The organism is Psychrobacter sp. N25K4-3-2, assembly GCF_015351755.1.
Classification (GTDB): domain Bacteria; phylum Pseudomonadota; class Gammaproteobacteria; order Pseudomonadales; family Moraxellaceae; genus Psychrobacter; species Psychrobacter glaciei.
The window spans coordinates 104,154-128,854 of record NZ_JADKLX010000003.1 but is presented as its reverse complement, the minus strand read 5'-3'; the positions used below and the strand labels follow the sequence as shown (position 1 = coordinate 128,854).

Genomic DNA, 24,701 nt, shown 5'->3' with positions numbered 1-24,701 from the left:
ACCCTATGTCAACTTCAAAATCCACCAAACCTTTCTCACCTGCCCCTTTTAACCCCCCATTTTGGCTAACCAATCCGCATCTGCAAAGTATCTTGCCTAAGTTTTTTGCACCAAAAACGCCTACTTATCGTCGGATGGTGATGCAAGACTCACTAGGTGAGACTGATATCGCTTATGACTTTTATGATGCGCATTCTGTAAAAGCAACCGAAAATGGCGAGCGTGAACAGACACCTTTAATTGTGCTGTTCCATGGCATGGAAGGCAGTAGCGATAGCCACTATGCGCGCGCTTTAGCGTATCAAATGCATGCGCAAGGCTGGCATTTTGTGGTGGCACACTTTCGCAGTTGTGGCGGTATTCCAGCCAATGGTCGAGTGTTTTATAATGCAGGCGATACCAATGAAGTGCATCACGCGCTACAAAATCTCAGTGAACAATACGCCAATATTTATGCGGCTGGGGTATCACTCGGTGGCAATGCCTTGGCAAAATACATGGGCGAGTATGGAGATAAAGCCATCTGCAAAGGCTCGGCTGTCATCTCTGCGCCCGTCGATATGTCATCGGCTGCGCTGAGTATGCACAGCTTTTTGAGCCATCGCATCTACACCCCTTACTTACTCAACCCCATTATCAAAAAAGCGTTGGCAAACGACATTACCAAAGAAGAAATCGACGCTATCAAAGCGGTCAATCGCATCAGCGACTTTGATGATATTTTCACCGCGCCGCGTCATGGCTACCGCTCCAACAATCACTATTATCAATCTTCCTCTGCCCTCCCTTATTTGATCACTGTAACCAAGCCTTTACTATTAATCAGCGCCAAAGACGACCCTTTTATCGGCTTTACCGCCACGCCTAACGATGTCTCTGACAGCGTCACCATCCTCGACACTAAGCACGGTGGTCATATCGGCTATCTGCGTTATCGTTCAGACAAAAAACAGTCACAGAGTGAACAGGCAAAGGGTAAAAAAGCCAAAGTCTCAAAATTTGATATTAATTGGATACCCGAAACCGTCAGTGCTTATTTCAACTCTATTGGCGTACCTTCTAATAATAAATGATAATCTGACACGCTAAATCCTACCTTTTAACTTCTGAGACTGCTCTATGTATCCTTTTCTTCGCTATGCCAGTACCATCGCCTATGCCGCGCTGCAAGTAAAGAGGGGCAATACCTTAACGTTTAAAGATACCAGCGAGATTAAGTTGCGCTGCCGGTTGTCAGATATTGATAACTTTTTAGAGATGAATAATGGGCGCGTGCTAACCCTCTATGATATGGGGCGTACGGACTTTGCAGTACGCACCGGACTGGGCAAACAGCTATTAAAAAATCGCTGGGGCTTGGTGGTTGCAGGCAGTACCATTCAGTATCGCAAGCGTATTCGCGCCTTTGATAAAGTCACGATGAAAACGCACATTGAAGGCTTCGATGAACGCTGGATGTATATCGAGCAGTCGATGTGGGTCAAAGGTAAGCCCTGCTCGTCTGCCCTATTACGTACGGGCGTGACCGAAGGCGGTAAAGTCATCGAAACGGCACGTGTGCTTGCAGCGTTAGATCAGTCTGACTGGGAACTACCGCCAACTGGCTATGTCGCTGAATGGATAGAGAGTGATAGTGATCGTCCATGGCCACCAGTAGGTTAAGTAACTTAAGCAATACTATTCGATAACAATACACTATATAAAAAAGTATAATAAATGGTAGTCTATTAGTCAGTCAGTTATTTACTATGACAAAACGCTAATAGGAGAACCATATGATTAACACAACAGATTATGTCGGTACATTATTTGATAATAGTGAATCAAATCCAAGCAAAATCACCCTAGCCTTTACGATGGCAGGCGTGGCGCTTAAAAAAGGTCATTCTGCCTCAGTGATATTGATGGTAGATGCGGTACATTTGGCATTGCCGAACGCTTTAGATGACGTCAATATTGGCGCGCCATTTGAACCTGCTGGCGAGTTGTTAGAAGCCTTTATCGAAAAAGGCGGTCAAGTATTGGTCTGTAGCGCATGTATGAAACATGGTGGCGTAGAAGAATCGGCCATTGATAAACGCTTCACGGTCATCAGTGGTGATGATGTGGTTGAGCTGTTGATGAATGCAAAAGGGTCATTGCAGTTGAATTAAGCTTTTTAATAGTTCTAACACTGAGCTAGTTCTCTTGACTGTCTTTTCGATGGTTTTGAGAACTGGCTCTTTTTTATTTCATCAATAACCCTAGAAACTTAGATAAATGTATGAACTTTAGTATGCTAGTATCTCATTAATATATTATTAATATGAGTAAGTATAGAGATGAGTAATAGAAACGACGAATATAAAAAATTTTTGGAAATATGGAAAAAATTGGCAGACAAAACTAACGATGTGAAAGCTTTAGAAAATGAGAATGAACCTATAAACGTTAATATTACTCAAGAATTAGGAAGACTATTAAAGGTCATTACTTATTTGGATGAATCTATAAAAAGTATAGACTGCGAGCTTGTCCCATTAAATTTGTGGACAGAATGTGCAAACCATTGCTCTAGTTATCAGCCCCATATAGAAGCAGCTTTTACTACTCAAACTGAAGCCAGTATTTTAGCAGCTAACAATCAAATAGATGTTTTATTATCAAAATTAACACCATATTTTCAAGATAATACATCAAAAGCTAAAGCTTCAAAATCTGCTTTTAAGACCTACGTTAATTTCATAAGTAGCAGCTTAGAAAAATATAATGAGAGATATTTAAATTTAACTCAGGATCTTGAAGAAAGAATGGGGAAGTCTTCGGAAGCTTACGATGAGATTCTCACCCATCGAGATCATATTTCTAAAATACATGCTGAGTTCTTAATAGGTACAGATGAAAAATCTTCATTGGAAGTAAAGTTGAGAGGTTTGGAACAAACCATTGATGAACAGCATTCTAAGATAGACGACTTTTATAGCTCTCTTTTGGTAGATGAAGGCTCTATACAGTCTAAAATCGAAGAGGCTCAAGAGCTAATAACTGCTGCAAACATAGAAGTCCAAAAAATTCGAGATGATTTATCCGTAAAACTTGATGAATTAGACGACTTTCATAACAAAGTGTTTGGGGAACCCAATGCAGAGGGTGAGATAGAAAATGGCCTCAAATTTGAAATTAATGAAAGAAAAAATAACTTAGACTCTTTAATCACCACTCAGACAGATCAATACAAAGTTGTAAAATCTAATATTGAAAGTCTGTTGCCTGGTGCTACAAGTGCTGGATTAGCAAGTGCGTATCATGAGTTAAGTGTATCTTTTAACAAACCGATAGAAAAATATTCCAGATATTTTACTATATCTCTTTTTATTCTCTTACTTGTGTCAGGTTCCTTGACCATACATAGTTTACTTTTGACTGACTTTTCGTCAAATGTTGATGGTCGTAATTTTCTCAATGATATAGGCGTATTTTTACTTCAGCGCTTACCTATTGTTCTACCTATCATCTGGTTTGCGGTATTTGCTTCTAAAAGAAGAAGTGAGGCAGAGAGACTGAAACAAGAATATGCACATAAGGAAGCTTTAGCTAAATCCTATCAAAGCTTTAAGCTTCAGATAGAAGAACTTGATAGTGAAAACAAAGAACCTTTACTAGAAAAACTTTTAGCTGCTGCTATTGAAACTATATCTATGAACGCTTCAAATACGTTAGACAAAAAGCATGGTGACAATGCTCCTCTAATTGGTGTCTTTGATAAAACTGTTAATAAAATACCCTTTATCAACCCTAAATAGTAATTCTTTCATAAACTACAGCTACTTAACTACAAACTCGTAGTCAAATATTTTAACTACAATTTCGTAGTCAAAACCCACCCCTTATATTCAGCAACTAAATACACATTATCTAACACGCACGCCATCCAGCTTTGCTAAAGTAAGTCATGAAAATTTTCTAATAATACTATTCCTAAAAATCAGAGTAGCAAGGAAAACAAGTGCAAGTACTATATTTAGTAGACTAAGCGAGTTTGACACCGCTAATCGTATTTTTGGGTTTGGTACAAAATAAAAAGGAAGCCAGTCATGACCTTACTAAACACCCTTGATTTAACCTACCCTATCGTTCAAGCGCCCATGGCAGGCGCAACCACCCCTGAGCTGGCGGCGATGATGAGTAACTTTGGTGGACTGGGGTCGTTAGGGAGTGGGACGACGGCACCAGATGTTTTGCATGATCATATTAATACTCTCAAATCGCTCACCGATCGCTCTTTTATGATCAATCTAATGGTGTTATCTGAGCACGACTCTAATACCTTGGATAGCGAAATTCCTACTTGGTTGAGCCAGTACTATCAAGTAAATGACATAGACATGGCGCTACCTGAGCGCCCAGCGCCAAACTTTGCAGAGCAGCTACAAGTGCTCTATGACAATCCAGTCCCTGTTGCCAGTTTTACCTTTGGCATTATCAGCACCGAACAAGTTCAACGTTTACAGAGTCTAGGCACGCGCGTCATCGGTACGGCAAATCATCCATTAGAAGCGAAAGCATGGGCAGGTATTGGTGCAGATGCGGTATGTGTACAAGGGGTCGAAGCGGGTGGACATCGTGGTGGCTGGCTCGCGCAAAGTGAAAATGATCCATTGGGATTATTAACGCTGATTAGTCAAACGCGTGCATGTACCGGTATTCCGTTAATCGCAGCAGGTGGCATCATGACTGGGCAAGCCATCAAAGCGATTCAAGCAGCTGGTGCTGAGCTGGCGCAAATCGGTACGGCTTTTTTGACCACCGATAAATGCGGTATCAATGATATTTATAAGCAAGCGCTGCTCGATGCCAGTCAAGATAAACGCAGTGCTGAGACACGCTTGACGAGGCTGTTTTCAGGTAAGCAGGCACGTGGTTTATTAAACGATTATCTGCGTGACTTTGCGCAATTTGAAAGCGCGCATGAGCTGCCGCCTTACCCGCAATTAAATGCGATGACCAAAGTTTTACGTGCGCATGCGACCAATAATCTTGACTCAGAGCATCAGTCTTTATGGGCAGGACAAGGGGTCGCTTTGGTCAGACAAGAAAGAACGATTGAGTTGTTAGAGCGCTTGGTGAAAACGCTATAGTTTGATTGACGTAAGTTAGGTTCTAATCCAGCACTTTAATTTTGCCATTTTTTAATAGGGTCTGTTGAACATTCAAATGTGGCATTGGCGGTGGCTATTTTTTAGATAATACGCAGTGAAATTTTTGACGCCTAGTCATTCTAGGTTAGACAATTTCGCCATGTATTGGCAAAAAATAGTCCCGCCCCGAAGGGCTGATGCTAAAATCACCCCAAACGTTGTTATAAACCTAGCTAAGGTCTCGACATTATCTTCGGTTTACACCTAGTTTGATGCGATTTTAGCGATCAGCAGTCCTAATATTTGAATGTTCAACAGACCCTAATTTTCAGGGTTAAAAACCCAGCTTACAATAGCTAAATTTCAGGCCTCACTGTATCCAGTAGATTCATTTTAAAACAGATACAGTGCGACTAGGATGAATTTTTCGTAGCCTCTGTGATATAGTCAAATCACTCAAATTATTACCCTAAACAAAAAAAGAAACACCAGACATTGATTCTAGTGTTCCTTTTTTTGAGCACAATTTTTCTAAATTACTACTTCTTTAGTCCTGCACGAAACGCTTTATAATCTTTTGCCGTATCTTCCACCGCTTCTACCATCGGCACGTGACCCACTTCCGACATCATGATGACCTGTGCTTGTGGCATCAGCTCGCTCATTATTTTGGCAGTCTCAGGTTTTATGACCTTGTCCTCTTCTCCCCAAACGATTAGCGTCGGGATGTTGTATTGAGCGACCACTTTGGCGCGCTCTTCTACATTGTCTTCGATGATCTGCTTGAGTATCTTAGTATTTAGCGCCCGATTGGCGATGCTTTCTTGTGCAAAGACCGCTTGCACACTTTTGGGAACATAAGGCGGCTTATACATGACCGTCTTATACATCGCAAAATACTCTTCAGTGTTGTCAATCAATAACGGGCTATTATCAAGGTCTGACGCTTTGAACTCTCGTTGCGTCTCGGCTGACCAAAATCCGCCACTGTCCAATAACCATAGGCTTTTGACACTATTAGGATACATCGCTGCATAGGCGACACTGATAGCACCGCCCATCGAGTTGCCCCCGACATGAATAGCGGATGCCAACCCTTTGGCTTGTAGCAGTTCGTGCAGGCGCTTTGCTTGAGCATCTGCGCGATAGTCTCCCTCTGGTGGCTTGCTAGAGTTACCAAAACCTAGTAGATCAGGGACAATCAGATGATAATCTCCTAATTTATCGGCGATACGGGTAAAGTTGTCTTTATTACCACCAAAACCATGAATCAATAGTAAAGGCTCGCCAGCTAAGTTGCCGCCCTCTAGATAAGTCATCTGCTCGCCAGATGCCAACGTCATAGCTTTGGTCTCAAGATCTGATTTATTGCGCTCATACTGTACGAGCTTTTGGGTCGTGGCGACGGTAAAACTATTGGGCGTCGTACATCCCACGACAGAAAGAGTCAGTAGAGCAGCTAAACTCGTGCGCAGTAATGTCATTGAAACATCCTCGTTTATGGTTGGCAAAACATCTTGAATACTTAATCTTAGCATAAGCCCATTTATGGCAAATTGGTTTATGATTACGCGCAAGTCAATGTTTTTACGACAACGAGGATATTAAGGTATCTACTTTATTCAATCGACAATGTTCTATGCAATTGATAGTGTTTTAAATAAGCGAATAGATGAAATGCGTTAGTCTTCATCCAGCAAAAATGCTACCGCTGCTGCCGCATGAATGGCAGTAGTATCAAACACTGGTATTGGGCTATCGTCTTGTTTAATCAGCAAGCCAATCTCAGTACAGCCTAATATCACGCCTTCTGCCCCTTGTGCGGCTAAATCTTTAATGACTTGGCTATAATACTGACGCGAGCTGTCTTTAAATTGACCGACGCATAGCTCTTTTTTGATAATTCGATGTACCTCCGCGCGCTCATCACTTTCAGGGATAAACACTTGCAAACCTGCATCGATTAAACGCTGTTTATAAAAATCTTGGGTCATCGTAAACTGCGTACCTAATAATGCGATTTTAGTTAGATTCTGCTTTTTGATAGCGTCAGTCGTCGCATCAGCGATATGAATCACGGGTACACTGGTCACGGCTTGCACGTCATCAATCAATTTGTGCATCGTATTAGAAGCAATCATTATCCCGTCTACGCCAGCGGCTTGTAAACGCTGAGCACTACTGGCCATTATTACACCCAGTTCAGCCCATTCATCTTGCTCTTGGAGCTCATTAATGGGGCCAAAGTCTACGCTATGTATGAGCAAATCTGCTGAATGTAATCCGCCCAGCTTATCCTTTATCCCTTCATTAATCAGACGATAATAGCTCTCGGTACTCTCCCAACTCATACCGCCGATGATCCCTAATGTTTTTTGTTGAGAGTGTCGTTGCTTTTGAGCGGTCATGATATTCTCCTAGCTGTTTTTTATTTTACTTATCGTAGCAAAATCGACTGCCTAAATTGATATTTCTTTAAGAACATAGTCATTATTATTAAGATATAACAAAGCTTATGATTGATAATAATCGTTTTCTCAATAGCTTTACACGCTATATCATAGCCTCTAATAGAATGTCGCTAATAAAATTTAGAATAATGCTTTACTCAACCTTTTACCGAACTATAAAGTCATGCTGGTATTATTATTTGAGCGTGGTTTTTCATGTAGGACAATCGAATACTATGGCCAACTTTCCCACTATTAGAATACGCACGCGCCGCAAATACTACCGACTTATTTTTACGGGTTTGATGGCGATGATGATGTCGCTCATTATCTCGACGGCATTGATATTGGTCAAAGTAGGCTTTATAGATGGTTTCTTTATGGAGCTATTGCACTCGTGGGGACTGGCCTTCGTTTTCGCGTGGCCCAGCGCTTATATCTGTGCCTACCTAGTGCAGGAGCATGTGTTGAGTAAAATTGAGTTTTATTAAGTTAAACGAGCAAGATGAATTTTAAACTTAAGTCCACCCCTACCATATAAAAACAGCTAAGATAAGCCACACCGTTTTTATATAGAGGGCACTATGACTCAATCAAGGCGTACAATCGAGCAGTTGCTCAACCAAGGTACACTTCCTATAGAAAAGGCAGATACCGCAGCACTACTTTTAGACATTTATCCCAGTAAGCGCACATGGCTGCAATTTTTTGATAAAGCGCTTTTGATTGTCGGTGGGATAGCGTTGGTACTTTCGCTGGTTTTCTTTATCGCCTACAACTGGCTATACATGGGCAAAATGGGTAAATTCGCCTTAGTCGAAGGCGCTTTGGCCATTACTATCGCGCTTTATGTAGCGCTGTCTTTTCGTCAGCGCTTTGCCTTTATTCGCCAACTATTATTGCTCATCGCTAGTATTATTACGGGTAGTTTATTGGCGCTGTTTGGGCAGGTCTATCAGACCGGTGCGGATACGTGGCAGCTGTTTTTTGGCTGGGCAGTATTAATCTTGCCGTGGGTCATCATCGCCCGTTTCCCTGCGCTGTGGCTGCTGTGGCTTGGGCTGATTAATACTGTCACTTTGTTTTATATCGATACGTCATTGTTTTTTGGCATAGATTACTATTACCAAGACTTTTGGCAATTCACCGTAATCACAGTTATTAATTTTATCGCTTTTTATTTATGGCTGATCTGCTTTGAAGACAAACGTGATTCAGGGCTTTCTAATTTAAAGACATCTAATTTAAGCCTTTCTGACTTGAGCCTTTCTAGCGTTACTGCTGATATTACTACCAATAGCAAATTCAATTCTTCAACCACTCTCCATACTGCCGCCAAATCCAGCCTACATTGGAGTACCTATGTCGTCGGTCTACTCAGTACGTATACCATCACTTATCTAACGATAAGCACTTTTTTTGATAATAAAAATATTCTGCTGTTCTTAGTCGCGGTTTCCTTGTGGCTAGGTTGGTGTGTGTTTATGCATTGGCGGTTCCGCAAGCGTACGACTGATTTGCTGATGTTGACTTACTTGTCAGGCTCAGTGATTGCGATTGTTGTCTTTATTTTAGGCAAAGCACTGCTGAGCAATTTTGACGCTGGCGGTTTCTTATTATTAGGGCTGGTACTGATCGGTATGAGCTCCTATGCCGTCGTCTGGCTACGCAAAGTTGCGCGTCTTAAAAACGAGAAAAATTTGCCCCATACCACCGTTAAAGGGGAGCAATTATGACTAATGATATGAACGATGAGCAACGTCGTCGCCTTTTGCTATTACAACAGCACGGATTTATTAACGAGCAAAATGGGAACGATAGCTTGTTAAACCAGACTGAATCTGGAGAGCATACTCCTTGGTTTATCAACATCCTTTTTGGTCTTAGTGGGATATTTGCCAGTTTATTATTCATTGGATTTTTGACGTTAATATTATTTGAGACTGAGATTTTTGACAGTATCATTGGAGTATTGGTTACTGGCGGCATATTGAGCGCTATTGGCTGGTCTTTATTTTATAATGCCCATTTACGTCATAGCCCATTCTGGAACAGCTTAGCCTTTGCGATTACTATCGCTGGTCAAGGTTATATCGCCTTTGCCTTATTGACTAATGAGATTGAACAGCCCGTAAATGTAATCATATTGCTATTTATACAGCTATTTATGACCATCGTCATGCCCAATTTTATTTACCGCCTATTAAGCGCTATGGTAGCGCTGGGCTGTGTAATCTATCTACTCAACTTCTATCACCTGCCGGAGTTAAACTTAGGGCTACTGGCGCTTATGACTACCGTTGCCAACTTACAGCGCTATTCAATATTACAGCGCATTTCTGTTAAATGGCGGTTGGCTGCCTTTGATATTAGCAAAGCGCTCTCCTATGCCAGCGCTTTGGTGTTGCTCAGCGTTTCGGTCTATTTTATCACGGCTGAATATGGAGGCAGTTTTGATAGCCTTGATAGTTATGGCGATACCTTTAGCTACAACTACTATCTCGCACAAGGTTTGCTAACGCTCGCCAGCCTTTATGCTGCTTTGCTTATCCTTAAACGCTATTCAGTCAAACGGCTGTCAGCGGCAGGAGTCATCATCGCTTTTGCCATCGTTATATTAGGTGCTATGTCAATCTATGTCTCAGGATTACTCGCGACCAGCCTTATCATCGTCATCGCGATTGCCAATAGCCAGCGGGTGCTATTAGGGCTTGGCATAGTGGCGTTGGTGAGCTATGTCTTTTGGTATTATTATCAGCTTGATACGTCCTTGCTATTGAAGTCCGCTTCGATGCTCACCATTGGTATCGGCTTATTACTGATGCGCTGGCTGCTGATTAAACGTTATTTTGGGATTAGCAAAGGGATTAGCAAAGGGATTAGCAAAGGGGGTGGTGAAGCATTGGTGGCTAACGAGAAGGAGCGCTTGTCATGAATAAAAAAAATGATTCATTGCTAGGGCAAAAGTCTGTAGCCAAGCCGCTACCATGGTGGCAAAAGCGTACATTCACCATCAGCGTTGCGCTACTGGGTTTGATTATAATATTAGCCATAATGACCATTAATGTCGCAAAGTTTGAGACCCATTTGGCTACTGGTGATACCGTGCTATTAGAGCTTGCGCCCATTGATCCGCGCGGCTTTATGCAAGGCGATTATATGACCTTAAGCTATGCGTTAGAGCGTGATGTGTTTGACCAATTAAACGAGAGACTTCCAGAAAACGAATACTATATTGATGCTAGTGAAGGCTATGTCATCGTCACTTTAGATGAAAATAACGTCGGTACATTCAGCCGTTTAGTCGATACTAAGCCTAACCATCTAGCATCGAATGAAATGGCGCTTCATTATCGCGTGCGCAATAACAAATTGAAGCTGGCGACCAACGCTTTCTTCTTTCAAGAAGGTCACGCTGAGGCGTTTGAGATGGCAGAGTATGGATTGTTTCGCGTGAATGATAAGGGCGAGCCGCTACTCACAGATATGGTTGATGGAGTGTTTAAAGTGATTGAGCCTGAAGTTAAGAGTGTTGAAAATGAGGCAATACAAAATAATCCTAAAAGTTAGGGTGTGTTGAACATTCAAATAAGAGTAAGCAACAACATCACTTAACCAAAGTAATATTGAGGTACTTAAGCATCCCTTGTTACTGTAGATCTTGGCTTATGACTAGGGCGCATCCTCATTTTTAATATGAGGACATGCCCTAGCAGCCATGACCAATCCCTATACATAATCAAAAAATATAGTTGATTCAACATAATTTGGATACAAGAAAGGCGAGTGAAAGTACTACAAGTAGTAGACTAAGCGAGCCTGACGCTGTATCTGATTTATATAGGATTGACTACACTCAAAAATAAATAAAGGAATACCTTATGCGTAGTGCAACTTATAACGAATTTGGCAAACCAACAGAAGTCCTCAGTTTAGGCGACAGTCCTACTCCAGAACCCAAAGCCAATGAGGTACGCGTCAAAACCACCCTCGCCTCCATTCACAACCATGACCTGCTCACTATTCGCGGTCAATATGGCTTCAAACCAGAATTGCCAGCGATTGGTGGCTCTGAAGCAGTTGGTGTCATCGATGCGGTTGGCAGTGAAGTCAAAGACTTGAAAGTCGGACAGCGCGTGGCAGCAGCGAGCGTACAAGCGACGTGGGCGGAATACTTCGTAGCGTCAGCCGATATGATATTTCCTGTACCCGACAGTCTGAACGATGAGATGGCTGCGCAACTTATCGCGATGCCGCTCAGCGCTCTAATGATGATTGAATTCCTAGAATTACAACCGGGTCAATGGGTCATCCATAACGCTGCTAATGGCGCAGTCGGCAAGTCGCTTGCGATGCTGGCAGCGGCGCGCGGTATCAAAACCATTAACGTGGTGCGCAGTAGTGACGCAATAAAAGAATTGGAAGCGTTGGGGATCAAAAACAATATCAACACCTCAGATGAAGACTGGCAGGATCAAGTCCGTCATATCGTCGGTGATGAGGCTATCAGTGCAGCGGTTGATTCCGTCGGCGGTGAGAACAGTGGCGAGCTATTATCCTTGCTGGGTCATTATGGTACTTTGGCCTCTTTTGGTCTGATGTCAGGTAAGCCCATGGCCATCAATCCTACTGATATGATTTTTAAACAAGCCATAATGAAAGGCTTTTGGGGCAGTAAGCTCAGCCAAGAGATGAGCGTGAAGCATAAGCAGCGCCTAGTGAATGAGCTCATTGAACGGGCGGTAGATGGCAAATTAAAGCTACCTGTCGAAGCCACTTTTGATTTGGCTGATATCACCAAAGCGGTCGATGGCGAATTGCAGTCAGGCAAAAAAGGTAAGGTACTGCTAAAACCTTAAACTGTCGTTAACTTGCCATTTAGCCAGCCTTACTTTTATTGATAATGGCAGCGTTCTTTACAGTGAGAGCGCTGTCATTTTTTATGAGCAGTTTTTTATAGCTTACCGCTTATAACTTACCTAGTAGTATATTGATAAACAGCGGGCAACGTTCATTTACCAAAGTCAGGTTGCGGGTATCAAGCCCTACTTGTTAAGGTTGATGAGTGATTAATCACCATCATTTAAAGATTAATAATTAACGATAGCTATCTAACAATAAAAAAGGATATAAGTATGCGCAGCGTAACCTACAACGAATTTGGCAAACCGTCAGACGTACTAACGATCACTGACAGCCCAATGCCAGAGCCAAAAGAAAACGAAGTCCGTATCAAGACTATTTTATCCTCCATCCATAACCACGACCTCATCACTATCCAAGGCCAATATGGCACCAAGCCAAAACTGCCCGCTCTTGCTGGTAGCGAAGCCGTGGGTACTATTGATGCTATCGGCACTAGCGTCAAAGGTATGCAAGCGGGTCAACGTGTGGTGGTCACCGGTGTCGAAGGCACATGGGCCGAGTACTTCACCGCGCCTGCCAGCAGCGTCATCCCTATACCGGACGCCATCGATGATGAAATGGCCGCGCAGCTTATTGCCATGCCGATGAGCGCCTTGATGCTCATTGAGTTTTTAGAACTAGAAAAAGGTCAATGGGTCATTCAAAACGCCGCCAATGGCGCAGTTGGTGAATCGCTTGCGATGTTGGCAGCTGAGCGCGGTATCAATACCATCAACGTCGTGCGTAGTAAAGAGTCAGCAAACGAGCTGACCGAGATTGGTATCACCGAAAACAACGTGGTGAGCGATGATGACGACTGGAAAGATCAAGTCCGTCAACTTATCGGCGATGCAAAAATTAGCGGTGCGGTCGACTCTGTCGGCGGTCAGTCTGGTGGTGACTTACTAAGCTTGCTCGGTCATGGCGGCATCATAGCAGCAGTGGGTGCGATGTCTGGTCAGCCACTCGCGCTCAATCCGACTCATCTCATCTTTAAGCAAGCGACACTCAAAGGATTTTGGGGCGGTGCATTGATGCAAAAGATGGATGCAGATAATAAGAGCCGTTTAATAAAAGAGCTTATCGAGCGCGCCGCTAGCGGTAAGTTAAAGCTACCAACAGGCGGAATTTATACGCTGGACAATATTAACGAAGCGGTATCTGGTAAGGTACAATCTGGCAAAAAAGGCAAAGTATTGATTAAGCCTTAAGCTACTCGCTTAAGAGATTCGTTTAAAGTACATTTAATATAAAAGCAATAAAATAGGAATAATATAATGTCTAATAATAAAACCTTTAAAGCCTTAGTCGTCGAAGAAACCAGCGATGGCAAATTCGATAAAAGCATTCAAACTCGTAACGTCAGCGATTTACCTGAGAACGATCTGTTGATCGAAGTCCATTACTCATCGTTAAATTTTAAAGATGCGATGTCAGCATCAGGTAATAAGAGAATCACTAAAAACTATCCGCACACACCTGGTATCGATGCGGCAGGCGTCGTGGTCAGTGATAAGTCTGGCACATTTAAAGAGGGGCAAGAAGTCGTGGTCTTTGGCTATGATCTCGGCATGAATACCGATGGTGGCTTGGGGCAGATGATTTCTATCCCTGCCGATTGGGCGCTTCCCTGCCCGTCGTCGCTGACATTAAAAGAAGCGATGATTTACGGTACGGGCGGCCTAACCGCAGCATTAAGTGTGCAAAAGTTAGAAAGAATGGGTGCAAAACCAAGCGATGGCCCAGTCGCTGTCACAGGCGCAACGGGCGGCGTGGGCAGCATCAGTATCGCGATATTAAAGCAGCTCGGCTATGACGTGATTGCATTCTCAGGTAAGCCAGAGCAAAGCGAGCACTTAAAGGCATTGGGCGCAAGCGAAGTACGTCATCGTGATACCATCAATGAAATCGGTAACAAGCCTGTCGGCCGTGAGCTATGGGCAAATGCTATCGATACAATTGGTGGTGATTATCTATCTAACTTGCTCAAGCAAACCAAAGCGGGCGGCGCGGTGACTAGCTGTGGTTTGGCGGGTGGCGCTGAGTTTTCGATGACGGTCATGCCGTTTATCACTCGTGCAGTATCCCTACTCGGTATCGATTCGGTCTATATTCCACTGGCGGATAAAAAGGCTATTTGGGAGCGTGTTTCATCCGATATGAAACTGCCTGATCTCGAAAAGTATGCTGAAGAGATTACGCTTGAGCAAACACCTGAATACTTAGATCGCTTTATGGCGAGCAAGACGGTTGGGCGTTATGTGGTGAATGTGAAGGGCTAAGTCTTTAAGAATTAGTGTTATAAATAAAAGGCAGCATCTCTTTTGAGGTGCTGCCTTTTTCTTAGCCAATTAATACTCTAGTATATATTGAGTTAAAAAAACTATATTATTCAAAGCGTTGTTCACGTTGGTTATGCTCTTGTGCTTCTCTTTCTCTTTCTTTCTGTATCCATTGATTAACTAAGGCTAATTTCTCTTCAATCAATTTCTGTATCTCTACAGAAGCATGGTTGCTTAATTCGGAAAAAGCTCTGGCTCTCGATTCCAAAACGTCTGCGAGAGAATTTGACCAGCCATTTGGCATTATCTTGTCATATATGATTTCAACTATTTTGTCTTTGTCCTTAGCTGTGTAAAAAAAAGCTTTTATATGACCGCTTAATTCGACAGGTCTTTTATCCACTGTTGGGAAAAGTGGTTCTTCTATTGGAGTATATATATCAAGTAAGTTTGCCACTTGTTGAACTTTAGCTTGATCGTTATTACACCAGTCTAAAAGTCGTTGAGCAGGTACTATATTGAGTGAAACTTCATTACAGTATTTAAAAAACTGCTGATAAATCGAGTTATGTTCTAAAAACTGATCACTGTCAGATAGTATGGTTTCAAGCACTAGCTCTGGAAAATTTTTGAGTAGTACAATCATAAGTGGTTCAATATCTGTTCTAGATATACGATACTCTTCGATACCCTCTTTGATCAAATCTAATATATCGCTTATTTCATTCTGAGGTACTGATGAATCTAAGCAATAACTAGCTGTATTTTCTAAACTGTACGTATGTAAATTTCTTAAACCACCTATAGCAACCGCTTTCCTGATAACCTTACGTCCTACTGAAAAAATAGCAGCAGTTGATTGATAGGTGCTTTTCTTATCTCTAAAAAAACGCATACTAAGAATTTCTATAGCTGCATATATACCTTGTTCCATACTTATTATTCTATCTAATAACTCAGATAACTCATTGTCGCTTATTGCTTCATGAGTGCGACCATAGGCGATCATCTTGAACTGAAATGCATTAATCTCCTGCTTAGTCGCTAAATCGATAAGCTTTTGGATACTCCATTCTTCCAGTGGCGTACTACAAAGCAAGAAGACAAAATGTTCTTTTAGGTTACTTATCTCAAGAGTAGACTCTTGCATAATACGTGCGAGACTAGGATCATGTTCATATACCTGTTTAATAAATCCATGTAGAACAGAAGAGTTCAAACCTTCAACTGGTACATTTTGGATAATATTAATTAGATACTTAAATGTTTCTACTAAGTTAGAACTTCCTAAAGCAAGTCCCTCACCAAAAGGAATAAATGAATCAAATCTTTCTTGCCATAAATCAATCCCTAAGCCTTCAATAAGACTAATATCTTGAGCAGCTTCTTTTCCTAAAGATTTTACTTTCGCAATAATCTCTTTTCCATAGTCAGAAGTATTTTCGTTACTGTTATATACTATATGATCCCAAGTGTTAGAAAATATATAGGCATGAATCTCTGTGTCAATATCTTTTGGAGCAGAAATTTTTTCTAGCACTTCCAAACATCTAAGTGATTTACTATCGGAGTCACTTGTAAAGTTATCCTTAGTACTTTTAATTTCTTTCCATAGCTTAGGCCAAACGCCGTCTTTGCCATAGTTTTTAACAATATCCTCAAGCTTGCTACAACATCTAGAATTAATCCAAAGTCCGTTAAAATTGGAGACAATGAGTTTTTTTGCTATATCAATATGTATGCAATTATCTGACTGTAGTAACTCCTGTAAAATATCTATTAATCCAGAATACCAGTCCTTCCATTCTTCCTGAGTAGAAGGTTGCCATCCCATTCCTCTTTTGCGTGCCCCAAATTCAAATGATGCAAAAGAACTCCAAGAAGATGTTTGCAAGGCTTTATTGAGTAGCACCTTTGCAATCTCATAGTATCTGGGATTAGATGATTGAAAAAGATCTCTAATAAATGCTTGTCGTTTACTCGGTGTCGCTTCTGTCCCGGATAAATACAAAGAAAACAAGTTTTCCATCCAGTTAACAATGCTATTGTTTCTCTCACCATGTTTCTCAGTCTCAGCAAACTTAAGTAAAAGGTTGGCAGCACGATTGAAATACTCATCATCGTAAGCAAGTTGACGTAAGAGCCCAACAAACTGATTAAAGTTAGGGTTATTTCGAGAGGCAAACTCAGCGTTTTGGCAAGCTTGTTCGAGTAGAGAGAGTGCTGCCTGAGGAATAACGGGAGCAATATAGCTAAAACATTTTAGGTGAATAGGACTAAATATAGAGGGGTTATATAATGGCGCATCTTCTTGTATCCAACTTTCAGCTAGTGCTTGAGCTTCTAAGCTGTCATGCAAATAACTGACTCTATGAGCACAAGACATGAGTAAACGCTCATTTTCTTCTTTAAATAGCTCAGTGTTAATCTGAGATATGGGAAGGTTTTCGAATGCACGTCTAGCAAGTTTGTTAGAAATGGCATGAGGAAGGACGGCTCGCCAATTACCACGCTTTTGAGCAATATGCCGTCTAAGTAACTCTGCTTGGTGACGGTACAGGGTCTTACTTTCGATACCTGAAATACGACCTAACGCTAACAGTTCATTATTTTCATTTGAAATGTCAAAAGAGTAAATTAGAGAGAGTGTTTCTGCACTTTCTAAAAGACTAACATCTACTTGTTTTCTCTGGTGAAAAAGTCTCTTAAATAACTCTTCATCTGATAATTGACTTAAATTTTCGTTAATATCTACTTGATCAGCTAAAGCTAAAGCAACTCTTGCATTACCTCCAGAAAACTCTGCAATTTTATTGGAGTTCGTTTTGTTTAATTTAGGAAAGCGCCTTTGCAAAAGTAGTGATACCGTACCTTCACTAGCTGGTTCAATATGTATAACATGAGTTTCTTCTGGTTTGTCAGTAGAAATATCATATTCAATTGATAGCAGTTTGATCTGCGTGTTACTTGCCATTACTTTTTTCTGTAAGGTTCGATGAACTTCAGGAGGGCAGTTGTCAAGAATGATGTAAGTATCGCTATCGTTAGCAATAAGATAGTCAATCATTTCCGATGCTGAAGGGGCTAGATCATTACCTAAATCTGCATAAATCGTATTAGTATATGGAAGAGGCTCATTTCCAACTTCTGATTCAAATAAAGCTTGAGCAAACCGAGTTTTACCGACGCCTGAAAGGCCTGTAATACGAATAGCACTACCACTAGAGTGAAGCTTTTCTCTAACTACATTAATACCTTCAAGTACTGTTAACGAGTTTTGATTACCTGAACTACTATCGCTTATACAACGATGATCATCAGTAATAAAATCATCTTCTACAGCGATCGGTGTTGCAGCCCATCTACCAAATGATGTCCAACCAGATAAGGGTTTACCAATTATTTGGCGAACCCATAGAGTCACACTTGGGTAAATATGCAACCATGACAAGATGCGACTTCGACCATAGAAGTCGAGCTTTAAATCATCTTTGTTAGTTAGAGAGCCGACAGCTTTTTGCATACTGGCTAAGCGATCTTTCAGCATCTTATCGGAACAATCATCTTTACCACTAACAATGATATAAGCGCCTTTTTTATCAGCAATCTCTGACAAAATCGGTTTAGGATTACTCCCATCTAACATTTCTTTATGACAAGCTGCCTTCCCCATCGAATGCTTTTTGACTTGAAAGCCGGTACAGTTTCTTGGTATAAAGTTAGGTTGACTTAATCGGCTATTACTATCAACGCTCACATCAAGTCCGCCATCGGCTGCTTCCTGTGCGCCTCCCCAAGTTACATCAGCTAAGGGCAATTGCTGCTGCAAAAACTCAGCTTCGCACAAGCGTCCAATTAGTTCTCTTAAGTCGCCATCATTCAATGATGTAATGTCTTCAACAGTGAGTTCCAAGCTTTTCATCTTATGCTTCTCATTTTCCAATTATTTAATGGCATTCTTTTTTATTTATTATATATAGAATTTAACCTTCCTGAATTAAATTCTCTGTATAAAAAAACACCCAACCAAGTTGAGTGTTTTTTTATTGACGATAAGCTGTATATCAATTCAAAAAATTTGAGTAGCGAGGAAAACGAGTGATAGCACTACATCAAGTAGGCTGAACGAGTTTGACGACGCTAATCAGATTTTTAGTTTGATGTTATTCCCACTCAATCGTCGCAGGTGGCTTGCTCGAAACATCATAAGTCACACGCGATACTTCAGCGATTTCATTCATAATGCGGTTCGATACCGTCTCAATCAAATCATACGGCAGATGCGCAAAGCGAGCCGTCATAAAGTCCACGGTCTCAACTGCACGTAACGCAATCACCCACGCATAGCGGCGGCCATCACCGACCACACCGACCGATTTGATCGGTTGGAATACGGCAAATGCTTGTGCAGTCTTGTCATACCAGCCTGATTTTTCTAGCTCTGCCATGAATATCGCATCGGCTTGACGCAAGATATCCGCATACTCTTTGGTCACTTCACCAAGGATACGCACACCCAAACCCGGACCAGGGAACGGATGACGATAGACCATTTTGGCTGGTAGACCCAAAGTAACACCCAGTTTGCGGACTTCATCTTTGAACAAATCACGTAACGGCTCAATCAACTTAAACGCCAAGTCATCTGGCAAACCGCCAACGTTATGATGGCTCTTAATCACGTGGGCTTTGCCTTGATGCGACTTCGCAGATTCGATGACATCAGGATAAATCGTACCCTGCGCCAAGAACTCAACGACTTTACCATCGCTCTGCTCGCTCACTTGACGCGCGCTCTCAGCGAATACGTCGATGAACGTTTTACCAATGATTTTGCGTTTCTTCTCTGGATCAGACTCGCCTGCTAGGGCGTTTAAGAATAAATCTTCTGCATCAACACGGATGACTTTAACGCCCATGTTTTCTGCAAAGATTTGCATCACTTGGTCGCCTTCGTTCAGACGCAGCAAGCCGTTGTCTACAAATACACAGGTAAGCTGATCGCCAATAGCTTTGTGCAATAACGCTGCGACCACTGAGCTATCGACACCGCCTGATAGACCTAGCAATACTTGCTTGTCACCGATTTGCTCTTTTAACTGGGCGATACGCATATCAGCGATATTATCTGGCGTCCAGTCGCCTGCACAATCGCAGATTTGATGGACGAAACGACCAAGCAGCGCTTGACCTTGCAAGGTATGGGTCACTTCTGGATGAAACTGTAGACCATAATATTGCTTGTCGTCATTGGCCATAATCGCAATCGGACAGCTTGGCGTACTGGCGACGATATCGAAGCCTTCAGGGACTTCAATCACTTTATCGCCATGACTCATCCAAACATTAAGCGTACCAGCCGCATCTTCGATACCATCGATCAAGGTCGAGGTACCATTGATGTTGATCGTCGCTGCACCAAACTCATGGATATCACTGGCATGAACCTGCCCGCCAAAACGATCTGCCATCGCTTGCATACCGTAGCAAATACCCAGTACTGGTACGCCCAAGTCAAACACCGCATCGTTGATACGCGGGCTATTCTCTGCGTGTACGCTCTCAGGGCCGCCTGACAAGATAACGCCTTTGGCACCAAAATCAGTAATGCGCTGAGTGTCGATATCAAAGGGTAGCATCTCACAAAACACCCCAGAATCGCGCACACGGCGGGCGATAAGCTGGCTGTACTGCGAGCCAAAATCGAGGATAAGAATGCGGTCTTGCTTGATAGTCGGTATTGCAGAAGTGGCAGCGGCAGTGGTCATAAATCGATGTCCATCAATAAATAAATTGGTGGCCTATTTTAACAAGTTTACGCTCTCTATTGGCTATTAGATGCGTAATTGTTCGCGATTATTGATGGTTATCGATAATTATTAGTGAATATTGATGATTATTCGCCAAAGACGATAATTTTTTATTATACAAATGACGAGTACTTATAAAATTTTTGTTTATATTGTGATATGCTCGAATGATAAGCAATTTGGCTTTAATGCGATAGATTTAGTATCGTTAGCTCACGCTCATTACCAGACATTGAGCGGTCGCTAAATTGGCTCTAATAATTAACACCAGATCTCAATCCAAACCTAAATAAAAAGTGATAGTCGGTTCAAGATAATTTGGATACAAGGAAGACGAGTGAAGTGTCTACAGGATAGTAGACTGAGCGCGCCTGACCTCGCATCCGATTTATATAGGATTTGACTATATAATAAATCGAAAGGCTAACTCTCTATGAGCAAAATCAAATCCCTTATCCGTAAAAGTCCTAAATCTGACCAGTCTGAACCTATCACCGTAAATTCTGATAATAAAAATATCGATAACATCAGTGTAGATAGCGTCTCAAAAGATAATACCTCCTTAAATACCCCCATCGAGCAAACGCGCTGGAATGGTTGGGGCAATGTCAGTATCAATAAAAAAGTCTCGCCACATGGCGCAAAATTGATCAAATCGCACATCGGCAAAACCAATAAGCTAAAGTCTGTGAGCTTGCAACAAGTGCTCAAAACTGTGCCCAAATCGCGCTTGCCTACCGCCCTTACCGATCTTGATACGGTATCTATCGATCAAGAGGTCAGGCTCAGACATGCGCGTGGGCAAAGCTTCCCCGATTGGATCGCTATGCACGGTGGCGACTTTGAAGTCTTCCCTGATGGTGTCGCTTTCCCTGAATCGACTGATGATGTCGAGCAATTAGTTAAATTAGCCCAAGAGCATGATCTTATCGTCATTCCTTTTGGTGGCGGTACGTCAGTCGTCGGTCATATTAATCCGCAAAAGGGCTCGCGTGCCGTATTGACCGTTGCCATGAGCAAGATGGATCAGCTGATTGACTTAGATAATGAGAGTCAAATCGCAACCTTTGGTGCGGGTACGCAAGGGCCTGCGGTTGAGGCACAATTGGACGAGCACGGTTACCGTCTAGGACATTATCCACAGTCTTGGGAGCTGTCAACCCTTGGCGGTTGGATCGCCGCGCGCTCTAGTGGTCAGCAATCGTTGGGCTACGGGCGTATCGAGCAAATGTTTGCGGGCGGAACACTTGTCACGCCGCAAGGTGTGCTAAATATTGCTGATATTCCGGCGTCATCGGCAGGGCCTGATTTGCGTGAGATGATGATGGGCACCGAAGGTCGTGCTGGCATCTTTACGACAGTCAAAATGCGCGTACAGTCACAACCAGAAGAAGAGCTATTCAAAGTTGCTTTTTTACCCAATTGGGCAGCAGGTAAAGCCGTATTAAAACAAGCGGTGCAAAGTAATATCCGTCTGTCTATGCTACGTCTAAGTAATGCGGTTGAGACTGACGCTCACTTACATCTGGGCACTACGCCTAGTCAATTCTTGGCTATTAGCACTTATCTAAAAGCGCGCGGACTCAGCTCAGATAAAGTCATGCTGACTTATGGCGTTTCAGGTGACAAAGCACAGAATAAATTGGCACTTACCCAGTTCAAAAAACTACTAAAGCAGCACGGTAGTGTCACTGGTAAGCTAACCGATATCATGGGCAATATCTGGGCACATGGGCGTTTTAAGTTTCCTTATTTGCGTGGTACGTTGTGGGAAAAAGGCATCATGGTCGATACCTTTGAGACCGCGACCAACTGGATTAATATCGATGAGCAAATGGCGCAGATGCAGGATGCGGTGAAAACTTCGCTCGCAGATGAAGGCGAAGAAGTGATGGCCTTTACTCATATCTCGCATGTTTATAAGCAAGGTGCCAGTCTTTATACCACTTACTTCTTTAGAGCGGCAAAAGATCACGCTGCTACCTTAAAACGCTGGCAAAAAATCAAACATGCCGCCAGTGTTAGTTTGGCTAATGGTACAGCCACGATATCGCATCAGCATGGCGTTGGTCGTGATCACGCCCCTTATCTTGGCGCTGAAAAAGGCGCGCTTGGCCTACAAGTTACCAGTGATATGATCAAAAGCTTAGACCCTGAACAACGTATGAATCCGGGTGTTTTGCTCGAAAAGTGATTGCTTAAAAAGATAAACGATAAGTGCTATAGCAATATTTTTTACGCAACCTCTATCTGGCGAAGCGCACAGCATGCAAGAAAAAACTATTGCTGTCGCACACCGTAATCATCACGCTTTTTTGTTTAAAACTGCCTATGTCATATCAATGGATAACTAAGATGAATCATCTATGAACCAAACCAAACAACGTCAGCAAGCTTTAGCCGCTCTATCACGTTCAGAACCTTGGGATATGCTCATTATTGGCGGCGGTATTACCGGTGCTGGGATTGCCCGCGAAGCAGCGCGGCGCGGCTTGGCGGTATTACTTATCGAGCAAAAAGACTTTGCTTGGGGCACGTCCAGCCGCTCTAGTAAAATGGTACATGGTGGGCTGCGCTACATCGCATCAGGCGACTATAAAACGACTTTGCTTAGCGTGCGTGAACGTGAGCGCATGCTGAGTGAGGCTGGCGGCTTGGTCAACGAGATGCATTTCGTTATGCCGCATTATAAAGGCAAGTTTCCACCGCCATGGATATTTAATACTTTGCTTCGCGTCTACGATAAGCTGGCAGGCAAGCGCTATTTTACCTACTTTAAAAAGGACGCTTTTTTGCGTCTTAATCCTCATATCAAGCAAACGAATTTTTTAGGTGCCAGTCAGTTTAGTGATGCCGTGACCGATGACTCGCGGCTCGTGATGCGCGTGCTGGACGAAGCCATACATGACGGTGCGCAGGCGATTAACTACTTAAAAGCTGAGTCATTACTCACTAATGAGCAAGGCTTAGTAATAGGGGCAGCGCTAAAAGATACCGCTGATTCAAATTCTATAGCTAACAACGCTCAAACTTATAACGTTCATGCCAAAGTCGTGGTCAGTGCGACGGGCGCTTGGGCGGATAACTTACGGATGCAAGCCAGCCAACAAACCGAACAAACTTTTAATAAGCAAATTCGTCCGTCTCGCGGCAGTCACTTGGTGGTTAGCCAAGAGCGTTTACCGCTTACGCAAGCCTATACCTTTTTGCACCCTGTCGATAAAAGAGCAGTTTTTGTCTTCCCTTGGGAGAACTGCACCGTCCTTGGCACCACCGATTTAGATCATCCGCCGTTAGGCGATGAAGAGGTCGGCATCACCAGCGAAGAGGTGGATTATCTGTTGACCGCGACCAACGATCTTTTTGATGACGTCAACCTAAACCGAGAGGATGTGATCAGCACTTGGGCAGGCGTGCGGCCGCTGATATCAGAAGGCGGCGATGGTAAGCGCGTCAGTCCGAGCAAAGAAAAACGCGACCATAGCGTGTGGCTAGATAACAACCTAGTGACCGTCAGCGGTGGTAAGCTCACGACCTTTCGCCTCATTGCGCTTGATGTCCTTAAAAAGTGTCAAGAAGTGCTCGCCCTTGATGAGTCAGTTATTCAAAACAACAACCTAGACAGCGATCAAGTTTTTAGCAATCAAATCCCAACCAATCCTAAATTTGCGACTTTACCAAAACCTATGCAACAGCGCTTAAAAGGGTTTTACGGCAGGCAACTTGACAGCTTGCTTGAACTCGCCCATGACGATGATTTGGCTTATGTCACCGATAGTAATACCATTTGGGCGGAGATTCGATTTGCCGCGCATTATGAGCAAGTGATTCATTTAGATGACTTACTATTGCGGCGCACGCGCTTAGGTTTGATACTACCGCACGGCGCAATGACGCCATTGATTAGCGCCAGATTGAAGCCAATCTGCCAAGAGGAGCTGGGCTGGAATGAGCAAAGGTGGCAGCAAGAAGCAGAGCGTTATCAACAATTATGGCAGCGTTACTATCATCTGCCTGCGGCTTAATTTTTTTAAAGTTACGTTGATATTCAAGGTCAGTGCTACTGGGATACATTTTGCGCAGCCTCTGGAGTTTTGAGGTCGCACAGCAAGCAAGGAAAATGTATTTCAGTAGCAC

General features: G+C 42.7%; 18 protein-coding genes. 14 read left to right on the top strand and 4 right to left on the bottom strand.

What is annotated here, in order from left to right; all coding sequences use genetic code 11:
- The first annotated feature begins 5 nt into the window (after window positions 1–5).
- The 5 genes from IOD06_RS08420 (at window position 6) to IOD06_RS08400 (ending at window position 5,117) form a co-directional block, all read left to right on the top strand.
- Entirely contained in the window at window positions 6–1,073 is a 1,068-nt protein-coding gene (locus tag IOD06_RS08420) for a YheT family hydrolase (protein ID WP_194620550.1), read from the top strand.
- Window positions 1,074–1,119: 46 nt separating this feature from the next.
- The gene (locus IOD06_RS08415; protein WP_194620549.1) at window positions 1,120–1,662 is read left to right on the top strand and encodes an acyl-CoA thioesterase; all 543 of its coding nucleotides are present in this window, start codon (window positions 1,120–1,122) and stop codon (window positions 1,660–1,662) included.
- 113 nt (window positions 1,663–1,775) lie between these two features.
- Complete coding sequence (locus IOD06_RS08410; RefSeq protein WP_194620548.1) at window positions 1,776–2,153, top strand: DsrE family protein; 378 nt, start codon at window positions 1,776–1,778, stop codon at window positions 2,151–2,153.
- Between the two features lie 168 nt (window positions 2,154–2,321).
- Window positions 2,322–3,782 carry a hypothetical protein gene (locus IOD06_RS08405; RefSeq protein WP_194620547.1) on the top strand — a complete coding sequence of 487 codons (1,461 nt, stop codon included), beginning with the start codon at window positions 2,322–2,324 and terminating at the stop codon, window positions 3,780–3,782.
- Between the two features lie 291 nt (window positions 3,783–4,073).
- Window positions 4,074–5,117: a nitronate monooxygenase family protein gene (locus IOD06_RS08400; protein WP_194620546.1), complete on the top strand. Its 1,044-nt coding sequence runs from the start codon at window positions 4,074–4,076 to the stop codon at window positions 5,115–5,117.
- Between the two features lie 539 nt (window positions 5,118–5,656).
- Here the strand turns inward: IOD06_RS08400 and IOD06_RS08395 are convergent.
- Window positions 5,657–6,601 (bottom strand): alpha/beta fold hydrolase, encoded by a 945-nt coding sequence (locus IOD06_RS08395; RefSeq protein WP_194620545.1) that lies wholly within the window; start codon window positions 6,599–6,601, stop codon window positions 5,657–5,659.
- Window positions 6,602–6,799: 198 nt separating this feature from the next.
- A complete protein-coding gene (locus IOD06_RS08390) occupies window positions 6,800–7,525 on the bottom strand; it encodes an aspartate/glutamate racemase family protein (protein WP_194620544.1) in 726 nt (241 codons plus the stop codon).
- Window positions 7,526–7,803: 278 nt separating this feature from the next.
- Here IOD06_RS08390 and IOD06_RS08385 point away from each other — a divergent pair, with 278 nt between their 5' ends.
- From IOD06_RS08385 to IOD06_RS08355, 7 genes are all read left to right on the top strand, one after another.
- Window positions 7,804–8,058, top strand: coding sequence for a DUF2798 domain-containing protein (locus IOD06_RS08385; RefSeq protein WP_010197607.1), 255 nt, complete (start codon window positions 7,804–7,806; stop codon window positions 8,056–8,058).
- A gap of 93 nt (window positions 8,059–8,151) precedes the next feature.
- The gene (locus tag IOD06_RS08380) at window positions 8,152–9,303 is read left to right on the top strand and encodes a DUF2157 domain-containing protein (protein WP_194620543.1); all 1,152 of its coding nucleotides are present in this window, start codon (window positions 8,152–8,154) and stop codon (window positions 9,301–9,303) included.
- Window positions 9,300–10,502 (top strand): DUF4401 domain-containing protein, encoded by a 1,203-nt coding sequence (locus tag IOD06_RS08375; RefSeq protein WP_194620542.1) that lies wholly within the window; start codon window positions 9,300–9,302, stop codon window positions 10,500–10,502. Before IOD06_RS08380 ends, IOD06_RS08375 begins: the two co-directional genes overlap by 4 nt.
- Window positions 10,499–11,137, top strand: coding sequence for a GDYXXLXY domain-containing protein (locus IOD06_RS08370; protein ID WP_194620541.1), 639 nt, complete (start codon window positions 10,499–10,501; stop codon window positions 11,135–11,137). The genes IOD06_RS08375 and IOD06_RS08370 overlap by 4 nt, the downstream gene beginning before the upstream one ends.
- Before the next feature lie 311 nt (window positions 11,138–11,448).
- Complete coding sequence (locus IOD06_RS08365) at window positions 11,449–12,426, top strand: zinc-binding dehydrogenase (protein ID WP_194620540.1); 978 nt, start codon at window positions 11,449–11,451, stop codon at window positions 12,424–12,426.
- Window positions 12,427–12,702: 276 nt separating this feature from the next.
- Complete coding sequence (locus IOD06_RS08360; RefSeq protein ID WP_194620539.1) at window positions 12,703–13,683, top strand: zinc-binding dehydrogenase; 981 nt, start codon at window positions 12,703–12,705, stop codon at window positions 13,681–13,683.
- A gap of 66 nt (window positions 13,684–13,749) precedes the next feature.
- Window positions 13,750–14,754: a YhdH/YhfP family quinone oxidoreductase gene (locus IOD06_RS08355; RefSeq protein ID WP_194620538.1), complete on the top strand. Its 1,005-nt coding sequence runs from the start codon at window positions 13,750–13,752 to the stop codon at window positions 14,752–14,754.
- Between the two features lie 106 nt (window positions 14,755–14,860).
- Here IOD06_RS08355 and IOD06_RS08350 read toward each other — a convergent pair whose 3' ends face one another.
- Together IOD06_RS08350 and guaA are read right to left on the bottom strand one after the other, a co-directional pair.
- Window positions 14,861–18,676 carry a hypothetical protein gene (locus IOD06_RS08350; RefSeq protein WP_194620537.1) on the bottom strand — a complete coding sequence of 1,272 codons (3,816 nt, stop codon included), beginning with the start codon at window positions 18,674–18,676 and terminating at the stop codon, window positions 14,861–14,863.
- A gap of 241 nt (window positions 18,677–18,917) precedes the next feature.
- Window positions 18,918–20,522, bottom strand: a complete 1,605-nt coding sequence (gene guaA, locus IOD06_RS08345) for a glutamine-hydrolyzing GMP synthase (protein WP_189583832.1) — start codon at window positions 20,520–20,522, stop codon at window positions 18,918–18,920.
- 475 nt (window positions 20,523–20,997) lie between these two features.
- Here guaA and IOD06_RS08340 point away from each other — a divergent pair, with 475 nt between their 5' ends.
- Window positions 20,998–22,758 (top strand): FAD-binding oxidoreductase, encoded by a 1,761-nt coding sequence (locus IOD06_RS08340; RefSeq protein WP_194620536.1) that lies wholly within the window; start codon window positions 20,998–21,000, stop codon window positions 22,756–22,758.
- 172 nt (window positions 22,759–22,930) lie between these two features.
- Window positions 22,931–24,589: a glycerol-3-phosphate dehydrogenase/oxidase gene (locus IOD06_RS08335; RefSeq protein ID WP_194620535.1), complete on the top strand. Its 1,659-nt coding sequence runs from the start codon at window positions 22,931–22,933 to the stop codon at window positions 24,587–24,589.
- Window positions 24,590–24,701 lie beyond the last annotated feature (112 nt).

What these genes read in the sequence shown, in the direction of transcription:
- IOD06_RS08360 (WP_194620539.1), top strand. Translation starts at nt 12,703, where the DNA reads ATGCGCAGCGTAACCTACAACGAATTTGGCAAACCGTCAGACGTACTA.
- IOD06_RS08365 (WP_194620540.1), top strand. Translation starts at nt 11,449, where the DNA reads ATGCGTAGTGCAACTTATAACGAATTTGGCAAACCAACAGAAGTCCTC.
- IOD06_RS08380 (WP_194620543.1), top strand. Translation starts at nt 8,152, where the DNA reads ATGACTCAATCAAGGCGTACAATCGAGCAGTTGCTCAACCAAGGTACA.
- IOD06_RS08395 (WP_194620545.1), bottom strand. Translation starts at nt 6,601, where the DNA reads ATGACATTACTGCGCACGAGTTTAGCTGCTCTACTGACTCTTTCTGTC.
- IOD06_RS08335 (WP_194620535.1), top strand. Translation starts at nt 22,931, where the DNA reads ATGAACCAAACCAAACAACGTCAGCAAGCTTTAGCCGCTCTATCACGT.
- IOD06_RS08390 (WP_194620544.1), bottom strand. Translation starts at nt 7,525, where the DNA reads ATGACCGCTCAAAAGCAACGACACTCTCAACAAAAAACATTAGGGATC.
- IOD06_RS08350 (WP_194620537.1), bottom strand. Translation starts at nt 18,676, where the DNA reads ATGAAAAGCTTGGAACTCACTGTTGAAGACATTACATCATTGAATGAT.
- IOD06_RS08370 (WP_194620541.1), top strand. Translation starts at nt 10,499, where the DNA reads ATGAATAAAAAAAATGATTCATTGCTAGGGCAAAAGTCTGTAGCCAAG.
- IOD06_RS08385 (WP_010197607.1), top strand. Translation starts at nt 7,804, where the DNA reads ATGGCCAACTTTCCCACTATTAGAATACGCACGCGCCGCAAATACTAC.
- IOD06_RS08355 (WP_194620538.1), top strand. Translation starts at nt 13,750, where the DNA reads ATGTCTAATAATAAAACCTTTAAAGCCTTAGTCGTCGAAGAAACCAGC.
- IOD06_RS08410 (WP_194620548.1), top strand. Translation starts at nt 1,776, where the DNA reads ATGATTAACACAACAGATTATGTCGGTACATTATTTGATAATAGTGAA.
- IOD06_RS08340 (WP_194620536.1), top strand. Translation starts at nt 20,998, where the DNA reads ATGAGCAAAATCAAATCCCTTATCCGTAAAAGTCCTAAATCTGACCAG.
- IOD06_RS08415 (WP_194620549.1), top strand. Translation starts at nt 1,120, where the DNA reads ATGTATCCTTTTCTTCGCTATGCCAGTACCATCGCCTATGCCGCGCTG.
- IOD06_RS08405 (WP_194620547.1), top strand. Translation starts at nt 2,322, where the DNA reads ATGAGTAATAGAAACGACGAATATAAAAAATTTTTGGAAATATGGAAA.
- IOD06_RS08420 (WP_194620550.1), top strand. Translation starts at nt 6, where the DNA reads ATGTCAACTTCAAAATCCACCAAACCTTTCTCACCTGCCCCTTTTAAC.
- guaA (WP_189583832.1), bottom strand. Translation starts at nt 20,522, where the DNA reads ATGACCACTGCCGCTGCCACTTCTGCAATACCGACTATCAAGCAAGAC.
- IOD06_RS08375 (WP_194620542.1), top strand. Translation starts at nt 9,300, where the DNA reads ATGACTAATGATATGAACGATGAGCAACGTCGTCGCCTTTTGCTATTA.
- IOD06_RS08400 (WP_194620546.1), top strand. Translation starts at nt 4,074, where the DNA reads ATGACCTTACTAAACACCCTTGATTTAACCTACCCTATCGTTCAAGCG.